The organism is Vibrio sp. Vb1980 (genome assembly GCF_033338615.1).
GTDB classification, from domain to species: domain Bacteria; phylum Pseudomonadota; class Gammaproteobacteria; order Enterobacterales; family Vibrionaceae; genus Vibrio; species Vibrio alginolyticus.
The window spans coordinates 138731-158912 of record NZ_JAWOSZ010000004.1; the positions used below are offsets into that span (position 1 = coordinate 138731).

General features: G+C 45.4%; 23 protein-coding genes. 8 read left to right on the forward strand and 15 right to left on the reverse strand.

Translation table 11 applies throughout. From position 1 onward, the window contains the following. Positions 1 to 2: 2 nt before the first annotated feature. The 3 genes from R7F64_RS09545 (at position 3) to R7F64_RS09555 (ending at position 2090) form a co-directional block, all read left to right on the forward strand. Positions 3 to 656 (forward strand): isochorismatase family protein, encoded by a 654-nt coding sequence (locus R7F64_RS09545; protein WP_033906301.1) that lies wholly within the window; start codon positions 3 to 5, stop codon positions 654 to 656. Between the two features lie 29 nt (positions 657 to 685). Continuing rightward, the gene (locus R7F64_RS09550) at positions 686 to 1042 is read left to right on the forward strand and encodes a VOC family protein (protein ID WP_042523322.1); all 357 of its coding nucleotides are present in this window, start codon (positions 686 to 688) and stop codon (positions 1040 to 1042) included. Positions 1043 to 1196: 154 nt separating this feature from the next. Beyond that, positions 1197 to 2090 carry a DMT family transporter gene (locus tag R7F64_RS09555; protein ID WP_025768008.1) on the forward strand — a complete coding sequence of 298 codons (894 nt, stop codon included), beginning with the start codon at positions 1197 to 1199 and terminating at the stop codon, positions 2088 to 2090. Here the strand turns inward: R7F64_RS09555 and R7F64_RS09560 are convergent, their stop codons facing one another. After that, the gene (locus R7F64_RS09560; protein WP_017635127.1) at positions 2091 to 2831 is read right to left on the reverse strand and encodes a DNA-binding transcriptional regulator YciT; all 741 of its coding nucleotides are present in this window, start codon (positions 2829 to 2831) and stop codon (positions 2091 to 2093) included. A 217-nt stretch (positions 2832 to 3048) separates the two neighbouring features. Between R7F64_RS09560 and R7F64_RS09565 the strand changes: the two genes are divergently transcribed. Further along, positions 3049 to 3528, forward strand: coding sequence for a peptide-methionine (S)-S-oxide reductase (locus R7F64_RS09565; protein WP_318071638.1), 480 nt, complete (start codon positions 3049 to 3051; stop codon positions 3526 to 3528). Between the two features lie 38 nt (positions 3529 to 3566). On the opposite strand, the gene R7F64_RS09570 is transcribed toward R7F64_RS09565, so the two are convergent. From R7F64_RS09570 to R7F64_RS09585, 4 genes are all read right to left on the reverse strand, one after another. Then, entirely contained in the window at positions 3567 to 4622 is a 1056-nt protein-coding gene (locus tag R7F64_RS09570) for an NAD(P)H-dependent flavin oxidoreductase (RefSeq protein WP_054579243.1), read from the reverse strand. 187 nt (positions 4623 to 4809) lie between these two features. After that, the gene (gene eat / locus R7F64_RS09575; protein WP_213872737.1) at positions 4810 to 6213 is read right to left on the reverse strand and encodes an ethanolamine permease; all 1404 of its coding nucleotides are present in this window, start codon (positions 6211 to 6213) and stop codon (positions 4810 to 4812) included. Between the two features lie 11 nt (positions 6214 to 6224). Next, a complete protein-coding gene (eutC, locus tag R7F64_RS09580; protein WP_104980409.1) occupies positions 6225 to 7109 on the reverse strand; it encodes an ethanolamine ammonia-lyase subunit EutC in 885 nt (294 codons plus the stop codon). Beyond that, positions 7102 to 8514 (reverse strand): ethanolamine ammonia-lyase subunit EutB, encoded by a 1413-nt coding sequence (locus R7F64_RS09585; protein WP_005388715.1) that lies wholly within the window; start codon positions 8512 to 8514, stop codon positions 7102 to 7104. Before R7F64_RS09585 ends, eutC begins: the two co-directional genes overlap by 8 nt. A gap of 184 nt (positions 8515 to 8698) precedes the next feature. On the opposite strand from R7F64_RS09585, the gene R7F64_RS09590 reads away from it, so the two are divergent. Beyond that, positions 8699 to 9649, forward strand: coding sequence for a helix-turn-helix domain-containing protein (locus R7F64_RS09590; protein WP_042523326.1), 951 nt, complete (start codon positions 8699 to 8701; stop codon positions 9647 to 9649). Positions 9650 to 9693: 44 nt separating this feature from the next. Here R7F64_RS09590 and R7F64_RS09595 read toward each other — a convergent pair whose 3' ends face one another. Then, positions 9694 to 10221, reverse strand: coding sequence for a TetR/AcrR family transcriptional regulator (locus R7F64_RS09595; RefSeq protein WP_042523328.1), 528 nt, complete (start codon positions 10219 to 10221; stop codon positions 9694 to 9696). 122 nt (positions 10222 to 10343) lie between these two features. Here R7F64_RS09595 and R7F64_RS09600 point away from each other — a divergent pair, with 122 nt between their 5' ends. After that, positions 10344 to 10565, forward strand: a complete 222-nt coding sequence (locus R7F64_RS09600) for a hypothetical protein (protein ID WP_017635120.1) — start codon at positions 10344 to 10346, stop codon at positions 10563 to 10565. A 98-nt stretch (positions 10566 to 10663) separates the two neighbouring features. On the opposite strand, the gene R7F64_RS09605 is transcribed toward R7F64_RS09600, so the two are convergent. Both R7F64_RS09605 and R7F64_RS09610 read right to left on the reverse strand, forming a co-directional pair. Beyond that, positions 10664 to 11035, reverse strand: coding sequence for a VOC family protein (locus tag R7F64_RS09605; RefSeq protein ID WP_005373979.1), 372 nt, complete (start codon positions 11033 to 11035; stop codon positions 10664 to 10666). Positions 11036 to 11094: 59 nt separating this feature from the next. Then, positions 11095 to 11985, reverse strand: a complete 891-nt coding sequence (locus R7F64_RS09610) for a LysR family transcriptional regulator (RefSeq protein WP_017635119.1) — start codon at positions 11983 to 11985, stop codon at positions 11095 to 11097. A 109-nt stretch (positions 11986 to 12094) separates the two neighbouring features. Here R7F64_RS09610 and R7F64_RS09615 point away from each other — a divergent pair, with 109 nt between their 5' ends. Continuing rightward, on the forward strand, positions 12095 to 12706 hold the full coding sequence (locus R7F64_RS09615; protein WP_017635118.1) for a LysE family translocator: 612 nt from the start codon (positions 12095 to 12097) through the stop codon (positions 12704 to 12706). Positions 12707 to 12837: 131 nt separating this feature from the next. On the opposite strand, the gene R7F64_RS09620 is transcribed toward R7F64_RS09615, so the two are convergent. The 3 genes from R7F64_RS09620 to R7F64_RS09630 form a co-directional block, all read right to left on the reverse strand. Next, complete coding sequence (locus R7F64_RS09620; protein WP_005373984.1) at positions 12838 to 13047, reverse strand: hypothetical protein; 210 nt, start codon at positions 13045 to 13047, stop codon at positions 12838 to 12840. 99 nt (positions 13048 to 13146) lie between these two features. Then, positions 13147 to 14745: a chaperonin GroEL gene (groL, locus tag R7F64_RS09625; RefSeq protein WP_318071639.1), complete on the reverse strand. Its 1599-nt coding sequence runs from the start codon at positions 14743 to 14745 to the stop codon at positions 13147 to 13149. A gap of 33 nt (positions 14746 to 14778) precedes the next feature. Then, positions 14779 to 15069, reverse strand: a complete 291-nt coding sequence (locus R7F64_RS09630) for a co-chaperone GroES (protein WP_005373989.1) — start codon at positions 15067 to 15069, stop codon at positions 14779 to 14781. A 267-nt stretch (positions 15070 to 15336) separates the two neighbouring features. Here R7F64_RS09630 and R7F64_RS09635 point away from each other — a divergent pair, with 267 nt between their 5' ends. Further along, a complete protein-coding gene (locus R7F64_RS09635; protein ID WP_042523331.1) occupies positions 15337 to 15687 on the forward strand; it encodes a rhodanese-like domain-containing protein in 351 nt (116 codons plus the stop codon). 93 nt (positions 15688 to 15780) lie between these two features. On the opposite strand, the gene R7F64_RS09640 is transcribed toward R7F64_RS09635, so the two are convergent. The 4 genes from R7F64_RS09640 to R7F64_RS09655 all read right to left on the reverse strand — a co-directional run bounded on the left by R7F64_RS09640 (position 15781) and on the right by R7F64_RS09655 (position 19946). Next, a complete protein-coding gene (locus R7F64_RS09640) occupies positions 15781 to 16179 on the reverse strand; it encodes a GFA family protein (protein ID WP_042523333.1) in 399 nt (132 codons plus the stop codon). Between the two features lie 251 nt (positions 16180 to 16430). After that, entirely contained in the window at positions 16431 to 16694 is a 264-nt protein-coding gene (locus tag R7F64_RS09645) for a DUF3012 domain-containing protein (protein ID WP_005373992.1), read from the reverse strand. Positions 16695 to 16888: 194 nt separating this feature from the next. Further along, positions 16889 to 17908: a type 2 isopentenyl-diphosphate Delta-isomerase gene (gene fni / locus R7F64_RS09650; protein WP_042523335.1), complete on the reverse strand. Its 1020-nt coding sequence runs from the start codon at positions 17906 to 17908 to the stop codon at positions 16889 to 16891. A 238-nt stretch (positions 17909 to 18146) separates the two neighbouring features. Then, positions 18147 to 19946: a cation:proton antiporter gene (locus R7F64_RS09655; RefSeq protein WP_005373994.1), complete on the reverse strand. Its 1800-nt coding sequence runs from the start codon at positions 19944 to 19946 to the stop codon at positions 18147 to 18149. Positions 19947 to 20182: the final 236 nt, after the last annotated feature.

Here is a 20182-nt window from a genome sequence, read left to right on the forward strand (position 1 = left end):
CCATGACTGTTCGAGTAAACTATCAAACTACAGCAGTGATCGACGTTGATCCAGAGAAAGGCTTTAGTGAGTTATGTCCAAATGAACTGCCCGTTGCAGGTGCGTTGGAAATCGTACCGGAGCTTTTGAACAATCATGCCAAAGGCCGATTAAAGCTGGTCAGTCGTGACTTGCACCCACCGAAAGCAAAATGGGATGCAGAATCGCCAGCCAATATGCTTGAGCCCGTTGGTTTACCGAATGTGGATATAAAGTGGAACCGTCACTGTGTGCTTGGCACAACAGGTTCTGAGCTGCTAGATGGCTTACCACCCGTGTTGGACTACGATTTTCAAGTTAATAAAGGTATGGATCCTGACGCGCACCCTTACGGTATTTTTTTCCATGATATTGCCGACACCAAAACGACAGGCGCGCATGAATTTCTAAAGTTCAACGGGATTGATACCTTAGTTATCGGTGGCCTTGCCTTAGACTTTTGTGTGAAAAAATCCGTCATGCAAGCGCTGGAACTTGGCTACAATGTGGTAGTTAATCTTGCTTCAACTCGTGCGGTGCTGCCTGATAATGTAGAGAATGTGCTGACAGAGCTCAGAGATAATGGCGCATTATTTGTCGAAAAAGCGGACGACATCATCGTAGAAAAGTTCGCCTAGAAACGATAGTAACCGAGAAGGATTTCACCATGCATCAACATGAAAAATTGAATTACGTTGAATTTGGTTCCACTAATGTCAGTGCGACCAAACAATTTTTTGAGCGTGCTTTTGACTGGAGCTTTACCGATTATGGTCCAGAATATTCTGCATTTTCAGGACAAGGATTGGATGGCGGATTCTTCAAATCTGAGTTTATAAACCAAACCGCAAATGGTGGCGCACTTTTAGTATTTTATAGCTCAGACATTCAGGCCACTCAGACAAAAGTAGAGCAGCATGGTGGAAAAATTATCCGCCCTATTTTCGAATTCCCCGGCGGCTGTCGATTCCACTTCACTGAACCGAGTGGAAATGAATTCGCAGTATGGTCAGAGAGCCATTAAGTCATCACACATCAACAACACACCATCAACGTGAGTCCAAGCTAGCCAGATCCGGAACTGGCATTACATTTCTGGTTGACCTCATCCTTGGTTTAATTCACTGTTAGCGCAACAATTAATCGATGAGGCGCTAGACCTCGACCAAGGATGTCAAATGACTGCCGTCAGTTTTTTTCGCTTACTCTGCCTCGCTGCTATTTGGGGTGGCTCGTTTCTGTTTATGCGAGTCGCCGCCAACACATTCGGGCCAGCTTACTTAATCGAATTTCGAGTTACATTTGCCGCCGTCGCTTTGTTATTGATCGCCGTATATTTGAAGAAGAAACTCACGTTAACTGCGCATACTAAACACTTCTTTATTATTGGCTTATTCAATAGCGCAGTTCCATTTTTACTCTTTGCGTACGCAGCCCAGACCCTGAATGCATCAACTTTAGCAATATTGAACTCAACCGCCCCAATATGGGGAGCACTAGTTGGCTTTGCTTGGTACCGCAGCCCACTCACAGCAAAACCTGTTCTCGGTATGCTAATAGGCATTGGAGGCGTTGCAGTCTTGGTCGGCTTAGATACTTCAACCATAGGTGAAGAAGCCATGCTCCCTATTGCCGCCAGTTTGATGGCTTCTTTCAGCTATGGCATTGCTACCAACTACACTAAAAATGCGCCACAAGTACCAGCTTTTGACAATGCTCACGGCAGCATGTGGGCGGCGGTTATTTGGGTACTGCCGCTGCTACCATTCTTACCAATGCGTGCAGAACCAAGTCATTTCGAATGGAGCTCTGTTGTCACGCTCGGCGTTGTATGCACAGGGTTCGCTTATTTGCTCTATTTCCGCTTAGTTTCTGATATCGGCCCAGCGTCAGCACTGACTGTCACTTTTCTTGTTCCTGTTTTTGGTATCTTATGGGGCTACTTGGTGCTAGATGAGCCCGTCGGCTCTAACACCATCATAGGAACAATTCTAGTGCTTAGCGGCACTATGCTAGTCACCGGTTTCTCCCCAACAGCAATGCTCGCGAAGCGAAAACGAAGCGTGGCTTAATCAGCCTAATATAACTTCCACACCTCGCTTTTTGATTTGTTCAAGGTCGCTTTTCGGAGCGGCTTTGTCAGTCAGCAGCACTGATATTTCGTCAGTCTTACCAATTGATGAGGGATAAATTTGCCCAAATTTACTAGAATCCGTTAGAACAATATTGCGCCTTTTTTTCGCAATGATGGTTTCTGCGATCTCAGCGCGCATCATGTCGCGGCTAGTAAAGCCAGTGTCTTGATGGAAGCCGTCAATACCCAAGAAGGCCGTGCTGAAATGAATGTTCTCAATACACAACTTAGTCAGCGGTCCGACCAAGCTCTCGCCTTGGTGCTGATACACGCCACCAAGCAAGATAATGTTGGCAGAAGTGTTACGGATGAGATGGGCGATATACGCCGATGGCGTAATAATGGTCACATCGCCGCGCTCAGCCAATGTCCGAGCCAACAACGCATTGGCACTGCCTCCTTCAATCAGCACTGTCTCATTAGGTGCGACCAAATCCGCAGCTTGGTTTGCGAGCGATTGTTTAATATCGAAACGTACTTCTAGGCGGGCATCAATGTCATCACTTTGCAACGCGGTAGCTGCGCCGTGAACGCGCTTTAGGTAGCCCTGCTGCTCCAGAAAGTTCAAATCCTGTCTGATGGTCACACCCGACACGCCAATGATGTCAGAAAGCTCTGTGACTTGAACGCGTTTACGGTCGTTCACTAATTGCAGGATTTCATTTTGTCTTGGGTTCACAGGTTCGCTCCTTATTGATGAGCTTACAGTATACTCACCTGATGTTTCATATGAAAAGAACTTGAAAGTAAAAAGGAAAAAACGCGTGGTCTGATTAGCCAAGCTGTACCTTGCGAATATCGCTCCCATCAACAGATAATAGGGCAACGAAAATGGGATGGAAGAAGAGGGGTTAACTCCCTACATCCCAACAACGGTAAAGACTAGGATAAAAGTAATGGAAGAAATTTACTTCGCAGGCGGTTGCCTTTGGGGCGTGCAAGAATTTATGCGCCACCTTCCGGGCGTAATCAACACAGAAGCCGGGCGAGCAAATGGCACAACGGATAACACTCAATCCGAATACGATGGCTACGCAGAGTGCGTGAAAACCCAGTTCGACCCTGAGCAAGTTTCGGTTGAAACTTTAATGGGGTATTTGTTTGAGATAATCGACCCTTACAGCGTTAACAAGCAAGGTGAAGACGTAGGTGAGAAGTACCGTACTGGTGTTTATAGCCAAAACGAACAGCATCTCACCATGGCGAAAGCGTGTATCGCAGTACGACCGGACGCCGACAAGATCGCCGTAGAAGTACTGCCACTCACAAATTATGTGTCAAGTGATGATGAGCACCAAGACAGACTCACAAACTTTCAGAATGATTACTGCCACATCCCATTAGATTTACTACATAAATACAGGGATAACTCGTAACCATTCAGTCAGCATCGCTTTAAAAGGCAAGATGCATATCAGTTTAAATCGATGCCTTCCACTAATGACAATGTCATTTCTGCCGCCGATATTTCCTTACAACCCGACGAGTTTTGTCCGCACCACAACGGTGTGAATTCATCTCGGTTTTGCTTTTCCATAAGCGCTCTAAGTTGAGCCATTTCAATGGAGGCGTATGGGAATTTCGGCGCAAACTCACTGATGTAGCCTAGCTCCGACATCGCGCGATTCACAATGCCTCTCGCTGGTCGGCCCGAGAAAACATTGGTCAAAGCGGTATGTTGAGCGCGTTCACTGGCAATGGCATATCGATGTAAAGACGATGTTTTCGCCTCATCGCACAACAAATAGGCGCTGCCAACTTGAACGGCACTCGCTCCTAATCTCAACGCGGCTTCCACCCCACTTCTATCAGCGATTCCGCCTGCAGCAATAACAGGCAAATTCACCCGTTTGGCGATTTGTGGTAATAACGCCATCAAACTTAATTGAGTAGTTAAATCATCCGATAAAAACATACCTCGGTGTCCACCAGCCTCCAAGCCTTGGGCGATAATACCGTCAACGCCTTTTGCTTCTAGCCAAAGTGCTTCGTCCACCGTGGTCGCTGACGAAAGGATCTTCCCTCCCCACCCTCTAATTCGAGCTAACAGATCATCGTCTGGCAAACCAAAGTGGAAACTGATCACTGGCGGTGCAAATGGTTCAATCGCGTCAGCAATAGCATGATTGAAAGGCATCCTTGTCGGAGCGTTTGGCTGAGCCTGAACGGTTGCATCAACCTCGGAAAAATACGGTTGCAGCGTTTTTTGCCACTTTTCGTGCTTGTTGGCGTCATACTCCGGCATTTCATGGCAAAAGAAATTGAGGTTAAACGGTCGGTTAGTTGCCTGCTTGATAAGTTGAAGTTCTTTTACGATGGCGTCTTTGTTCAGCATTCCACAAGGTAACGAGCCAAGCCCGCCAACATTACTGACGGCTATGGTCATTTGGCTGTCTTGCACACCAGCCATTGGCGCTTGAATAATCGGTAACTCTGTTCCCAAAAGTGTATTAAATACCTTGTTTATCATGCTCTTTCCTTGAAAACTTAACCTTTACCTGTGATGGATCTTCGCCATCGTTATCCAGACTAGACTTTCACATGATTAACCGCTTATAAAGTTAAAGTGATGCATTTGTGCGCTATGCACTTTTGATAGAAATGACAAAGGGAGCCTATGGCTCCCTTAATATGCTGAATAACAAGAATCAAAGTGACTATCGTACGACATCTGATTCAAGCTCTAGCTCTGCTACAGACAGCATGGCAAACTCTTCCTCGGCGGTTGCTGCCACCAGTTTGTTGCGGCTGTATAACCCATAATAAACACCACCGATAAGAAACAATCCCATTGTCATGAAAAAGGCTGAGGGATCAAAAGCATAAACACCTGTCATTGCGATCAAAGAAAGCACCAGAGAAATACTCGACGTAATTATCCCACCAGGCGTTTTATATGGACGAGTTAATTCCGGCTGTTTAATTCGCAATAAAATATGGCTCAAGGACATTAATGCGTACGATACAGTCGCACCGACAACAGCCATCGCCAAGATTAAGTCCCCCTCACCCGTAAGTGAAACCAAGAACCCAAAAACGCCCGGAACCAAAAGCGCACGAGAAGGCACTTTTTTGTCACTGGTTAATGACAAAGTTTGCGGTAAATAACCCGCGCGGGAAAGCGCAAACACCAAGCGACTGTAACCATAAATGATTGAAAAGAAAGAAGCGATAAGGCCAGCCAATCCAAGTAAGTTCACGGCCATTGCTACCGTTGAATTGCCCGTAAGCTTTAGGGCGTCAACTAATGGCACCGCGCTATCGCCTATGACCTTTGAGCCAACCGCACCAGCCAAAAGGACGACTACGATAGTTGCGGTTAGCAATAAAAACAGCATCGCACCAATGATGCCTTTGGGAACATCTTTTGCCGGATTTTTTGCCTCCTCTGCCGCTAAAGGCACACCTTCAACCGCAAGAAACAACCACATTGCAAATGGCAACGCAGCCCATACGCCATACCACCCAAACGGCAAGATTTCTGTTGCCTGAGCCGTCGCCGGAGCAATATCGAATAAGTTGTTAACATCAAAATGACCAATAAGCACAGCAGCAGTAATTAGAATAGCTAGCACAGCCAAACCGCTGATGACCATCATTACTTTGAGAGCTTCGCCTACCCCTGCCATATGAATAGCGATAAAGACGGCGTAGAAAAGTGCGTAAACAACAGGGCCATCAATACCAACCAATTCATTCACTGCTGAGCCAATAAAAATTACTATCGCAGCAGGTGCGAGCGCATATTCAATCAAAACTGATAAGCCAGTGAAAAAGCCACCTGTCGGCCCCATCGCCTGTCTTGCGAAGCTGTAACCACCACCCGCAGCAGGAATCGCCGCAGACATTTCAGCTAAAGACAATACTAGCGTGAAATACATTATTGCCATCGCGATAGCAGCAATAAGAAATCCTCCCCATCCTGCTTGAGCGATGCCAAAGTTCCAACCGGCAAAGTCACCAGATATAACATACGAGACACCTAAGCCAGCAAGTAAAATCCAACCTGCGGTGCCTCTTTTTAGCTGCCTTTTGGCCAAGTACTCCTGATGTTTAGACATAGTAAATCCTTCTACTTTGATGAAATTAAAAAGTTGTCGCTGTGTTTATCTTCAACGCTTGCGCCACTTGGCTCATTGATATCGGAGCGATCTTTCAGGTTCACTCCTGACAGTTGTAATTTTCGAGCCTCCTTGAGCAAGTAAAATGCGCGTTCACAGGCATCGTCATAGTTGAGCCCCTGAGGGCGCACATTGGAAATGCAGTTTCTTTGGGAATCTTTAGAGCCTCGTTTAGCCCCCCAAGTGAGATACATACCCATGCTATCCGGAGAAGTTAGACCGGGTCTCTCTCCAATTAAAACCAGCACGGCCTTGGCGTTAAAACATTCACCAACATCATCCCCTACCGCTACTCTTCCTTGCTTTACGATTGTGATAGGTGCGAATTTCCATTGATGTTCATCATCAGCGCTTAAAAGAGAAATCAATCGAGTAACAACAGGCACGGCATGGTTTTGAATTGCGACGGAAGAAAGTCCATCAGCAATAACAATCGCAAGATCAATGTCAGTGTTATGCTCATTTGCTATCAAGTTGAGCGTTTGCCAAGAAGATTCATCAAGCAGCCTTCCTAAATCGGGCCTTTGCAGGTACATAAGCCGGTCACTCACTTGACTGCTCACTACCACTGGAGGTTCTAAGGTATTTTCAAGAATCGAGTAAGAGTCCGACAAACCAGCAACGAGAGACTCAATATTCAAACTGCAATGCACTGCATCCATAGCTTGGGCGTGATCCAGCTGAAATGAGAGTAACTCGTTGGTTGGTACACTGTTCCCGCTGCGACCCAGAGCGATCCGAGCAGAGGTGAAGTCGCGTAACTTGCCCCAAGGGTTATGTGTGACAACTTCAGACTCATCTTGTGGGGACTGAGCAATGGTGATTACTTTACCCATGAGAATACCCCTTATTCAGTTGGTTAATTGCTCCCGAAAACGAGCGAGAGATTTGCTCACTTAACCGAACGTCTTGCACGCTCTCGAAAATCTGCATCTCCATTAACCATTGTTCAAACTCTGGTGCTGGCTTCAAACCGAGTACTTTTCTTGCGTAAAGGGCATCGTGAAATGAGGTAGTTTGATAGTTGAGCATGATGTCATCAGACCCTGGAATACCCATGATGAACGAGCACTCGGCCACACCTAATAGTGTCAGCAAGTTATCCATGTCATTCTGATCGGCATAGGCATGATTGGTGTAACAGATATCGCAACCCATAGGTAAACCAAGCAACTTCCCACAGAAATGATCTTCAAGCCCAGCACGAATGATCTGTTTGCCATCAAACAGATACTCAGGGCCAATAAACCCAACGACAGTATTAACCAACAAAGGATCGAACTGTTTCGCGACAGCATAAGCGCGGGCTTCACAAGTCTGCTGATCGACCCCATGAAACGCATTCGCAGACAGCGCTGTACCTTGTCCGGTCTCAAAATACATCACATTGTTTCCTACGCTACCTCGATTCAAAGACAACGCGGCTTCATGGGCCTCTTTCAAAATCGACAAGTCGATTCCGAAGGTATCATTCGTCCCTTGCGTGCCGCCTATCGACTGAAAAACGAGATCGACTGGTGCACCCATTTCAATGGCTTCGATCGTGTTCGTGACATGAGTTAACACACAAGACTGAGTCGGTATTTGATAGTGTTGAATCACCTCATCCATTAAGTTCATTAACTTAATAGCTTGAGGTACATTATCTGTTGCCGGATTGATACCGATAACCGCATCGCCATTTCCGTACATCAGACCATCAAAAATGGTCGCTGCGATACCGTTGAGAGAATCAGTGGGATGATTCGGCTGTAAGCGAGTAGACAGGCGACTCGGCAAACCAATCGTATTCCGAAAAGCCGTGACAACTTGGCATTTTTTAGCAACGAGAATCAAATCCTGGTTGCGCATAATCTTACTGACTGCGGCCACCATTTCTGGTGTTAAACCTTGACGAATTTTAGCCAACGTTTCACCATCGGCTTCTTCACTCAGCAGCCAATTTCGAAAATCTCCGACCGTCAAGTGCTCAATCGGCTTAAAGGCTTCAAGGTCATGCGTATCGATAATTAGGCGAGTGATATCGTCGCTTTCGTATGGAATAACCGCCTCGTTAAGAAACGTTTTAAGTGGTAACTCAGACAGCGCCATTTGTGCGACTACACGTTCTGCCGCTGACTGAGCACAAACCCCGGCTAACGCATCGCCTGAGCGCTCCGGTGTCGCTTTCGCCATCAAGTCAGCTAATGACTTAAAGGTATAGACTTTACTTCCTTGTTGCCGACGATAAGTTGCCGTCATTGCTCTTCCTCTTCACTATTTGGTTCGCTTTTTGCTGAACCATCAATAAGCTTTAAGAAAGTATTGCCAAATGTGTTCCGTAGCGTTATCAAAAACTGGCAACATTTATAAACCAATAATAAACAATGAGTTATGTAAATACTGATCCAACATGACTCACAAAAAAGGAATGAGCATCACAAGGATGAGTAACCAAATGCCCCAAACTGCACCAATGCTGTGCATCCATCACACTAAGGATGCAAACCAACAAGCTGCGAGTCTGATAAACTGGCAACAGGAATATGACCAACTCAGCGATGGTCGATTTTTAGGTCAAATTCGAGAACGACGATTTCCCAATTTCCATGTGTTTCGTGAAGACAGTAACCGCTCGCTAAGACAGCAATGCAGGGTTGAAGAGGGAGGTATTTGGTTGGGTTTGAGTGCGGAAAATAAGCCGCTACACCTAAATCACAGTCAGTTTAATTCAAGCCAACTTTTGCTTAGGCAAGGTGGCGCTGATTTTGAGTTAATGACACCGGAGCAGTTTTCTATCTATGGAATAGTGCTCGACAAAAACTTCGTTCACATCATAGAAAATCAACTTGAGCTTGGGAGTATCCAAAACAACACATTACACTTAACGGGTTTGACGGAAAAACACATTCAACAACTTAAATACTACTTAGGCATGTTACTTGGTTCCGCCAAACCAAGATGGTCTGAAACCACACATCAAGCAATCTTAAAAGATATTGTGCTGGAGCTGTTCTCACTCAGTTCACTGCACACGAGCCATCCGATATCAATCTCTCATCGTCAACACGTGATGCACCGTATAAAACAACAGCTACAGGATCTAGACTACCGTACACCGATAACCGTCAGTGAACTGTGTGATGCAGTACACGTCAGTCGTCGCACACTACAGTACACCTTTGAACATTGCTGTAATACTTCCCCAAAGCAGTTCATACATCGAATGCGCCTGAATCAAGTACGTAGAGTGCTACAAAGCCCTGAAGATAATCGAACAATTGCAGAAATCGCTTTTGACTTTGGTTTTTTCCATCTCGGGCAGTTCAGTCAAAGCTACAAGCGGCTATTTGGTGAGACACCAACTGAAACGAGAAAATGGGAGTCCAGCAAATAAGATGACAGGCAGTATATTCTTTCAGATCCTGCGTTGGGGCCATGTTATGCAGTCGCAATGATTTGCTGAAACTTAGCATGAAGCTCTTCAAGTGCCGCTTCAACATCCGGTTCTGCACGGCTCAAGTGCGAGATTAACGTCATAAAATAGCAGTCAAAAATCAGCGGTATTTTTCCCTCAAGGACGGAGCTTCCGTTTACAGATTGAAACAAAGCTTGGTTAAACGACTGATAATAACCCAAATCCCAAATCACCTCTTTCAACAAAGCTCGGCTCAGCTCAACGTTCGCAAAATAGTAGCGATAGTATTTCTCCGTCAGCGCCAAACCAATGTCGATATCGGTTTTACCTTCCACACTGACTAGCGTTTCTTGGCTGATCTGTTGCAGTTGCGCCAGCATCCCTTCGCGCAAAATCGACAGTTTAGTCGGGAAATGGCTAAACACTGTGCCATCGGCTACTCCTGCTTCTCTCGCTATCTGCCTTGTGGTCGTCATGTCATAGCCATTTTGAGCAAAAGATGCCCATGCGGCTTTTAGAATTTTATCTCTGGTTTGTTGTCGCTTCGTCATTGATGTGTCTGCTTAATGAGCCTGAAAGGATCATACCTTGCGTGGTTGAGATTGACAAATTGAGCGCGCTCATTTATAAAATTGAGCATGCTCATTTTATATAAAAACAAAAGGAATCGCTCATGTACGTATTAAACAAACTAGGCCAAGGATTGATTTTCTTCCCGACCATCTTCTGCTTTTCGTATATTTTAAGACCGATATTAATGGTCATCCTTATTCCAGGAGGACTCGCACTTTTGGCGTTAATCGGTGGCGCAGAAGTCAGAGCAGAACTCAAAGCCATGCTGCTTGAGGAGTTTTTTGGCGTTAGCCCATCGCACACCACCTCGAAAAAGGCGTGAGTGCGCTACAAACGTTGGCAAGGCTAAGTAAAAAAGAAAACGCGCAGATATCGAGATCTCAATACCTGCGCGTAGATGTGGTGAAAATAAGACTGGCGTTAGTCAGTATTCATGTTCTGACCAATTCGCCATAAAACGCCGCTAGGGTCAAACAAACAACATTCGCGCATGCCCCAAGGTTGCTCGACCAGCTCAGTCAAACGCGAACCAAATTCTTCATGACCCACTTTGGATAAGTGCTGATGCCAACTTTCTGCGTCTTCTACGAGCAAGTGCATCATGAAGTTATTGCCGTGTTCTGGCTCATAAAAATTCTGTAAAAGAAACGCGCAGCTACCTTGAGAGAAGTATGCTACATCACCGAAGTCCGACGCCATTTCAAAGCCAATCGCCTCATAAAAGCGTTTTGATAGCGCGTAATCTTTCGCCGGAACAAATGATTTGATTTCAACAATATTGAGGTTTTCCATTTCCAATTTCCTAAGCCTTTTTCCATAAAACTGACTGACGTAATCTCGCTCTATGCCTTCTATTCGCCTTGCGTAATCTGCTGTGATGACAGTGGCACACACTCTGCCATTTGCGTTTGTAACCACGTGATAAATTTATGTTCGAGTTCTGTACGCTTTTTATCTTGACTCAATAAAACGTAATTGCAACTTGATGGAGAAAACCCAAATGGTGCGACCAAATTACCACGCTTAATATCGTCCATGACAAAAGGATACGATCCCATTGCGACGCCTAAGCCATCCACTGCGGCTTGTATGCAAAAATAAAAATGCGCGAATGATTGCTGAGTGTTGCCGTTGAAAGTTTCACAACGTGTTGATTGCTGCCAATCCGCCCAAGCATTCGGTCTGGTTTGGCTATTCAACAATCGAGCTGCTTTCAAATTGTCTTTAATGGATTGCCAATACTCAGGAGAAAATACCGGCCCCACCCACTCTTCCACAAGAATGGTTTTGTCGTAATCGTGATGCTGCGCAAAATCGTCTCGACGAATCGCCATCGAAAGCCCAGTTGATCCTAATGTTACCGGGCCACCAGCCGTCGACAAACGAACATCAGCACGGTGTTCATCATTAAACGCGGCCAACCTTGGCATCAACCAGCGCATGGTTAATGTCGGTTCACAAGACACTTCAAGATGCTGATGCTTCTCTTGAATAAGCGTATTCACCCCTGTTTCTAGCGTTTGGAATGCCGTTTCTGTGTATGTCTTGAGAAATTCGCCTTCTGCCGTCAACACGACTTTCCTGCCCTCTTTGAAGAACAAAGGTTGAGACAGATATTGCTCAAGTTGCTTGATCTGCTTACTCACGGCTCCGTGGGTAATGTTCAGTTTGTCAGCCGCTTCAGTGTAGCTTGAAGAACTCGCCGCAACGTGGAAGACATAAAAAGATTTCAGGTGACGCATCTGTGAGTTTTTCTCACCAATACGGGAATGTTTTTCGATTATAGTCAGTAATAAAGACGCCTACAATTCCGCTACATCCCAGACTTCATCATTCAAACAGGAAATCGATATGGAATTTGTAACTCTTGCGTTATTAGGTGTGCTTATTGTCATTAGCCCTGGCGCAGACTTTGTTTTGGTATTAAGAAATAGCTTAAATCAAGGACGAAAAGCAGGCGTATACAGTGCGATTGGTATCAGCATGGCGATCAGCATCCACATCGCTTACTCCATGCTAGGGATCAGTTACTTAATTTCACAAAATGAATGGTTGTTTAATCTCGTGCGCTATCTTGGGGCCGCTTATCTTGTCTACCTTGGGATTAAAGGAATATTCTCCTCGCAGCCTGCGTCAAACTCAGAAACCATTCAACAGAGCGAGTATTCAATGTGGCGATTTTTCATGCAGGGATTTCTGTGTAATTTACTCAATCCCAAGACGATGCTGTTTTTTCTGAGTATTTTTAGCCAAGTGATTTCTCCCGACTCTAGTCAGCAACACATCGCCTTGTTTTACGGGATTTATATGATTGCGCTGCATGGTATTTGGTTTTCTATCGTTGCTGTTTTATTCACGTCATCCCAGCTACAAGCTTTCTTGTTGAAGATTAAGCATCGACTCAATCAAGCATGTGGGGCGGGATTAATCATTTTCGGCGCAATGCTGGGCTTAAAGGTGTAGTGCGCTTGCGGTCCGATTACCCCAGTTCAAATTGATCATTGAACAAGTGGCAGTAATCAAATAAAAATCTACATTATCAATACTTTAAATTAGAAAAAAACAGCCAACGTGCGCTGGCTGTTTCGATACAGTTAATGGATGACCCGAGCGTCCCCTTTAAATAACTGAGACAGATCGATAGTGAATATCGTCACTGTCGGACGTTTAGGCAGAGCATTTTCGATCGAAAACTCTGGCCCAGCTGGAACGAGGGGGAAGTGAATAGCAGTCGGCCACGTTGACGAAGCTTCATTACCGCCCGGCTCAGATATTGAGAAAGAAAACGCAGGTAAACGGGTCATAACACTTACCTCAAATGACTGATTAGCGGGCTCAAGCGAGCCCGCTTAGGTTTTGCAATGTTATTTTAACGCTTACTTAATCACTAACGGTTGATGACGTTAGATATCAAGTTCTTTGTCTTCAACGTGGTTGGTGATCATCGCTTCAGTGGTGATCATCAAGCCAGCAACAGACGCTGCGAATTGAAGCGCTGAACGTGTTACTTTAGCAGGGTCCAAGATGCCCATTTCGATCATGTTGCCGTATTCACCTGTTGCAGCGTTGTAACCGTAATCGGCATCACCCGCTTTAACAGCGTTCGCCACAACAGAAGCTTCGTCACCTGCGTTAGTTGCGATTTGACGAAGAGGCTCTTCCATTGCACGTAGGGCAACTCGGATACCCACGTTTTGGTCATCATTGTCGCCTTTTAGATCCGCCAATTCTTTCGCGATCTTAGTTAGAGCAACACCACCACCAGCAACAATACCTTCTTCAACCGCTGCGCGAGTAGCGTGTAGTGCATCGTCCACGCGATCTTTCTTCTCTTTCATCTCAACTTCGGTTGCAGCGCCGATCTTGATCACCGCTACGCCGCCAGATAGCTTCGCAACACGTTGTTGAAGCTTATCTTTGTCGTATTGAGAAGTGGTTGTTTCGATTTGTTTTTCAATCGAAGCCACACGATCAGCAATCGCGCGTGCTTCTGCTGCGCCACCCACAATGGTTGTTGTGTCTTTGGTAATGGTCACTTTCTTCGCACTACCTAGTTGCTCTAACGTTGCTTTTTCGAGCTCTAGGCCGATTTCTTCAGAGATGACCGTACCAGCAGTTAGTACCGCAATGTCTTCCATCATCGCTTTACGGTTGTCACCAAAGCCAGGCGCTTTCACCGCGGTCGCACGCACGATGCCGCGCATGTTGTTCACAACCAATGTCGCTAACGCTTCACCTTCGATGTCTTCAGCAATGATCAATAGCGAGCGAGAAGATTTCGCTACTTCTTCTAGTACAGGCAATAGCTCGCGGATGCTGCTGACTTTTTTGTCCACCAATAAGATGTATGGGTTGTCTAGCTCGACGCTGCCATTTTCTTGGTTAGTGATGAAGTATGGCGACAAGTAACCGCGGTCAAATTGCATACCTTCAACCACAGACAATTCGTTGTCTAGACCTTGGCCTTCTTCCACCGTAATCACGCCATTGCGACCCACTTTTTCCATCGCTTCTGCAATGATTTCACCGATCGCGCGATCGCTGTTTGCAGAAATGCTACCCACTTGGATGATGGATTCTTTGTCGCTGCATGGCTTAGACATTTCACGTAGTTTCTCAACCGCCGTTTCAGTGGCTTTGTCGATACCACGTTTTAGGTCCATTGGGTTCATGCCAGAGGCTACCGCTTTAAGACCTTCATTGATGAAAGATTGCGCTAGTACGGTAGCGGTCGTTGTACCGTCCCCCGCTTCATCATTCGCTTTGGACGCCACTTGTTTCACCATTTGTGCGCCCATGTTTTCGAACTTATCTTTCAGTTCGATTTCTTTCGCTACAGACACGCCATCTTTGGTGATGGTTGGCGCGCCGTAAGATTTATCAAGCACAACGTTGCGGCCTTTCGGGCCTAGTGTCACTTTTACTGCGTCCGCCAGTAAGTTCACACCTTTCAGCATTTTTTGACGTGCGTCATTAGCAAATAATACGTCTTTTGCAGCCATGGTTATCTCCTCAAAAAACTACTACAAAAATAATTACTCAACGATTGCTAACACATCAGATTCGGACAGAATTAAGTATTCTGCGCCGTCAATTTTCTCGGTTTTCACGCCGTAACCGTCATTGAAAATGATTTGGTCGCCCACTTTGACTTCCATCGCAGCGCGTTCGCCATTTTCAAGACGTTTACCTAAACCAACAGCAATGACTTTCCCGCGGTTTGATTTTTTCACCGACTGAGAAGTTAAAACGATTCCCCCTTCAGATTTATTTTCCACCTCTTGTCTTTCAACAATTAGCTTGTCATTTAAAGGACGAATTTTCATTTTTAAGTGCCTCCTACTTGGAACCAAAAATAAAAGACAAAATAAACATCAAGATGGATTTGCGAGTCGACAGCTCGCTTTCGATGAAAATAATAAGGTCGAAAAATGAGAGTTCAAGAGGTGAATTTGATAAAAATTTTTTATTAAATTAAATAAAATTTTCTATCGAATTATCGTATTCACAACCACTTAGCATCTCTTTATGATGGAAAATATGCTCAATCAAATCTAGAGTGGTTACGTACTCTTAAAAAGGATAATCAAACAATGAAAAAGGCCGTATCTCTATTTCTTGCAACGTTGTGCGTTGGCTTCCTCTCCCCCAACGTGTCGGCTTCTGAACGCGCTGAACAAGGGTGGCAATTGATTGACAAGGGCGCGATGATTGTCGATGTGCGTACGCCGCAAGAGTTTTCTGAAGGGCATTTGGATAATGCCGTCAACTTCCCTTTATCTGAACTTGATAAACATTTTCAAGACGTCGATAAAGATCAAGCTATCGTGTTGTACTGTCGCAGTGGTAACCGCTCTGGCAAAGCGTATCAATACTTACAAACGCAAGGCTTTACGAATCTGCACAATGCAGGTGGCTTAGAAGAACTACAAGACGCCAGATAGTCGTCTCCGTTCTAATATACAAAGTAAAAGCACAGAGCGTGTCGCAAGCGTATTGTAACGCGCTCTGTTTCTAAATACTTATTTACAACAACTCTATTTTGGCCCTGCATCAAATTGAGTCACATTATCCGATATCTCGAGCCACGGCGCTTTCGACGCGACAAAAATATGGAAATCAGGCTTGTGAGAAGGTGTGTCATCCAAGATACCAAGGCGAATATTGACGATCCCGTTGTTCTTTTTCGAATACAGGCTCGATCCGCAGTGGCGACAAAAGCATAGCATGGTATTTTCGCTTTTCTGATAAGTTTGAATATCTTCTTTCCCTTGGATAATAAGGAGTTTATCCAACGCAATACCACCGGCAGATGAATAGTCAGAACCTGTGAACTTGCGGCATTCAGAGCAATGGCAATTTCCCATGTACTTAAATTCATCTGCCACTTCCAACTTTACCTTGCCGCACAGACATGAGCCTTTTAGTACTTCCATTTGAATTCCTTTTTGTTATGAGTCTAATTGAATTAGATGGCTATCTCGACACCATGCCATTGCAATACGAAAAATTAAAGACAGGCAATACAGGTTTTCAAAAATGAAACGAAAATGTAAAACTTTCCATTCAGAGGGAAGTGCGCTGACACGTGAAAAATCGAGCTATTTTAGATACAAAAACACCAAGCAATAACGCTTGGTGTTTACCTCACAGAATGTCGCCTCAGAAAAGGCGCTTTCCGCTGTGCTTAAAAAATGCAGTGTTTAGTAAAGCTGGTCGCTTCGTTTGCAGTCCAGTCACCTTTCGGCTTATCTTTCAGGTTTTCACACCATTGCTCGCTGCCGACACCATCTTGCAGAACACAATGCTTTGCAAAGTCTACCGCGTTGTCTGCTGTCCATTCTGTTTTTGGCTTATCGCGCATGTCGTTACACCAGCCTTCAGTGCCCACTTCATCACTACAAGCGGTCAAAGCAGAAGCCGCCAACATCAGCATGACTAGTTTTTTCATAAATTTAAGGTTCCAGTTGCAAACAATAGTAAAATTAAACTCAATCTCTTCAACACGAGCCCATTCAAATGTCTGAATAAAGGCGTCACTAGCTGAAGTGACTTTTGTATCAACTATAACGAAATTATCAGTCTACGTGTTAAGACACCGAAAAGTTATTGAGCGACTCTGTGTAAAGCGCGCCATTCTAAAAGCTATAGGCAGCGCGCTTTCGTTAGCTCACCAACCTTAGAAGAGCCAGTACCAAAGCACGCTAAACGCAGCTCTAATGCCATTTGTTCAAAGTGATCGACGACAGACTGCGTGCTGATCGTCGCAGCTTTTAATACCGCACCAGCTTGCCCAATGAGATTAGCCCCCAAATGAATGGCTTTCGCCGCTTCAAGTCCGTTATGAACACCTCCCGAGGCGATCAAGGGTAATGTAGGATGCAGTGCGCGGATTTGAGCCAAACATGTTGCTGTAGGGACACCCCAATCGCGGAAAAGCTCGGCTGCACGCTGCATTTTCGGATTATCTTGGCAATACCCTTCAACCGCACTCCAGCTTGTGCCACCCGCGCCCGCAACGTCAATTGCATCCACACCAGCATCAATTAATCGCTGCGCAACGTGTCCGCTAATACCAAAACCGACTTCTTTGATAATGATAGGAACCTTCACGCGAGATTTAAGCATCTCAATTGCCTGGAAAACACCAACCCAATTGTGGTCGCCATTTTTCTGAAACGCTTCCTGCATTGGATTAACGTGCACAAACAAGGCATCGGCTTGAATCGCCTCAACCGCACGTTGCGCATTATCGAGTTTACCTTTATCGAGCAATTGAGCGGCTCCAAGATTGGAATACAACGGTACTTCTTTCGCCAACTCACGAATGGTTTTACCCAAGCCCGAATGCTGACTTTCTTCTAAGCTAATCCGTTGCGAGCCCACACCCATGGCAATACCTAATTCACTTGCTGCTTCAGCTAGACGACAATTGATCGTTTCTGCGTCTTTTGCTCCGCCAGTCATCGAGCTAATCAAAAACGGTAGCGCTAATTGATGACCAAGAAACTCTGTCGATAAATCGATCGCGTGAAAGTCACATTCTGGCAGCGCACAGTGTTCAAACTCGACAGACTCAAAACCCGCCGTTTTATGCTTCATGCTCATATCATGATGTAAAACAGCATCTAGGTGTAAATCTTTTCGGTTAGTTTGCGGAGCCATAATGTCACCCTAAAGTAAAACAGTCGCGCAGTATTGCGATCCTTATCAGTAACGTCAATGCGAATTTTGTGAATTTGCCGGATTACTTTTCCGAAACGAGTAATGAATCTCGACTGCCCCTGACATTATAAGAAAAGAAACTCGCTTTCCGTTTTAAACAAGCCGGCAAGTTTCTCTTCAAATTGAGATAATCAGCGTACGATACCCATGATGAAAATGGATCACATTGCTCTGTAGTTTACTTTACGCTGTCCGACAGAATTAGCGACACAACAGTGCTTGTCGTCGTTGGTTCAAACTGTTCGGGATCATCACAGAATTGAATTTTTCCTTTTTCTTCTACATGGAACAGCGGTACAACTGAACTACCTTTGTGATGCGCTAAATAATCTTGATACGTGAAGTTATCGCTCAATTTCGTGTGTTTAACCTCTGCACCACGACTTAACATACTGGCTAGCTGGGTATAGCTTACATTGCCGCCCATCAGCAATTTACCATGGTACTCCTGAGCCACGGAGTGCTTCTCGCTGCCATTGCCGTTGGTTTTCACTTTTTGTAAGCAGTGAACTTTATCTTCCCCAAACTCGTCGACGAATTGCATGCAAGCCATAATGTTGAAATGCTGATCGGGCGTTAATGCAACCACTTGTCCAACTCCTATCAAGTTCAAGTTGTCGTCCGCGTGACTAGAAATAGGGTTGCCGTAATAGTAATCCAACCCCAACATACGAACCTGACTGATGTACTCCCAGTTTGAGTCAGTCATTAATACGCGGCGGTCATAACGCGCCAGCGCCTGCCCTATTTCTCTTGCTACTCGGTTAGCACCAATCAACAAGAAGCCGCGTGGTGCTGGCTCTGCAACGCCCAACGTCAGCGCTACAGGACGTGCCGTCGCACTTTGTAACACGACCGTTCCTATAATCACCATGAAGGTCATAGGGACCAGTAAAATCGCTTCATCAATGCCGTATTCGGTCAATTTGATCGCGAAAAGAGACGAAATCGAAGCAGCAACAATACCGCGCGGTGCAACCCAAGACAAAAACAGCTTATCTTTAAGACGCAAGTTGCTGCGGAAGGTTGAAAGAAAAATCGATAACGGACGCGACACTAACTGCATAAATACAAACAACAATAACGCACCGCTACCTAGCGCAGCAAAATCATCCAGACTGATTCGAGCCGCAAGGAAGATGAACAATCCGGTGATCAGTAAAATGGTTAAATGCTCTTTAAAGTGCAGAATTTGCTGAATATTGATGTCTTTAGCGTTTGCGAGCCACATACCCATTACGGTGACGGTTAGTAACCCAGCTTCAGACTCAATGTGGTTAGAGACCGAAAATACACCTAGAACCACCATCAAAACCGCAAATGGCTGCAAATATTCCGGTAGCCAAGAGCGACGCATGATCGTCGCAACTGCATAGCCTGAGGCCGCACCTAGCATGACACCGACAGCAATGATCGTCCCAAACACTTCGACGCTATTTATCGCGCTGTGAGATACGATAAACTCGTAAACCATCACAACAAAAAGCGCACCGAGCGGGTCAATCAAAATCCCTTCCCATCGCAAAATGTTAGCAAGCGTACTGTTAGGTCTTACGGTTCGTAGAAGTGGCACGATGACCGTCGGCCCTGTTACTACGGTTAAGCTGCCGAACAACATGGCAAGCTCCCAAGTAAAGCCGAGGAAATAGTGTGTTGCGATACTGGTCGCCGCCCACGAAATGATCGCCCCGATGGAAACAATGCTCCATACCGAACCACTCACGCCACGAATTTCTTTAAAATTTAAGGTCAAACTGCCTTCAAATAAAATCACTGCCACCGCCAAAGAGACCAACGGAAAGAGCAAATTACCTAATATCTCATCAGGATTTAACCACTGCATAAATGGCCCGACGATCAGCCCTGCCAACAACAAAAATAAAATCGCTGGCAAACGCAATCGCCAAGCTAACCATTGGCAACCTAAACCAATAACCCCAACCGCTGACAGCACCAGCGCTTCATTACCCACTTGCATCAATAATTACCTGTTTTTGTCTTTTTTCGCGTGAATGCGCTATACCCGAATACATTCAGCCTTACGGTCAAATAGAAACAACCGAACGTGCAAATCAAACGACTGACCTTCGATGACATCGCTACGAAACGCACATGTTTGAAGTCCTTTGGCGATCGCATCAGAACTATGAATATAGTTGACCCCCAATGACTTAACGACTCATTTTTGTTCATCAGGTCTTAAAGTGGCACACA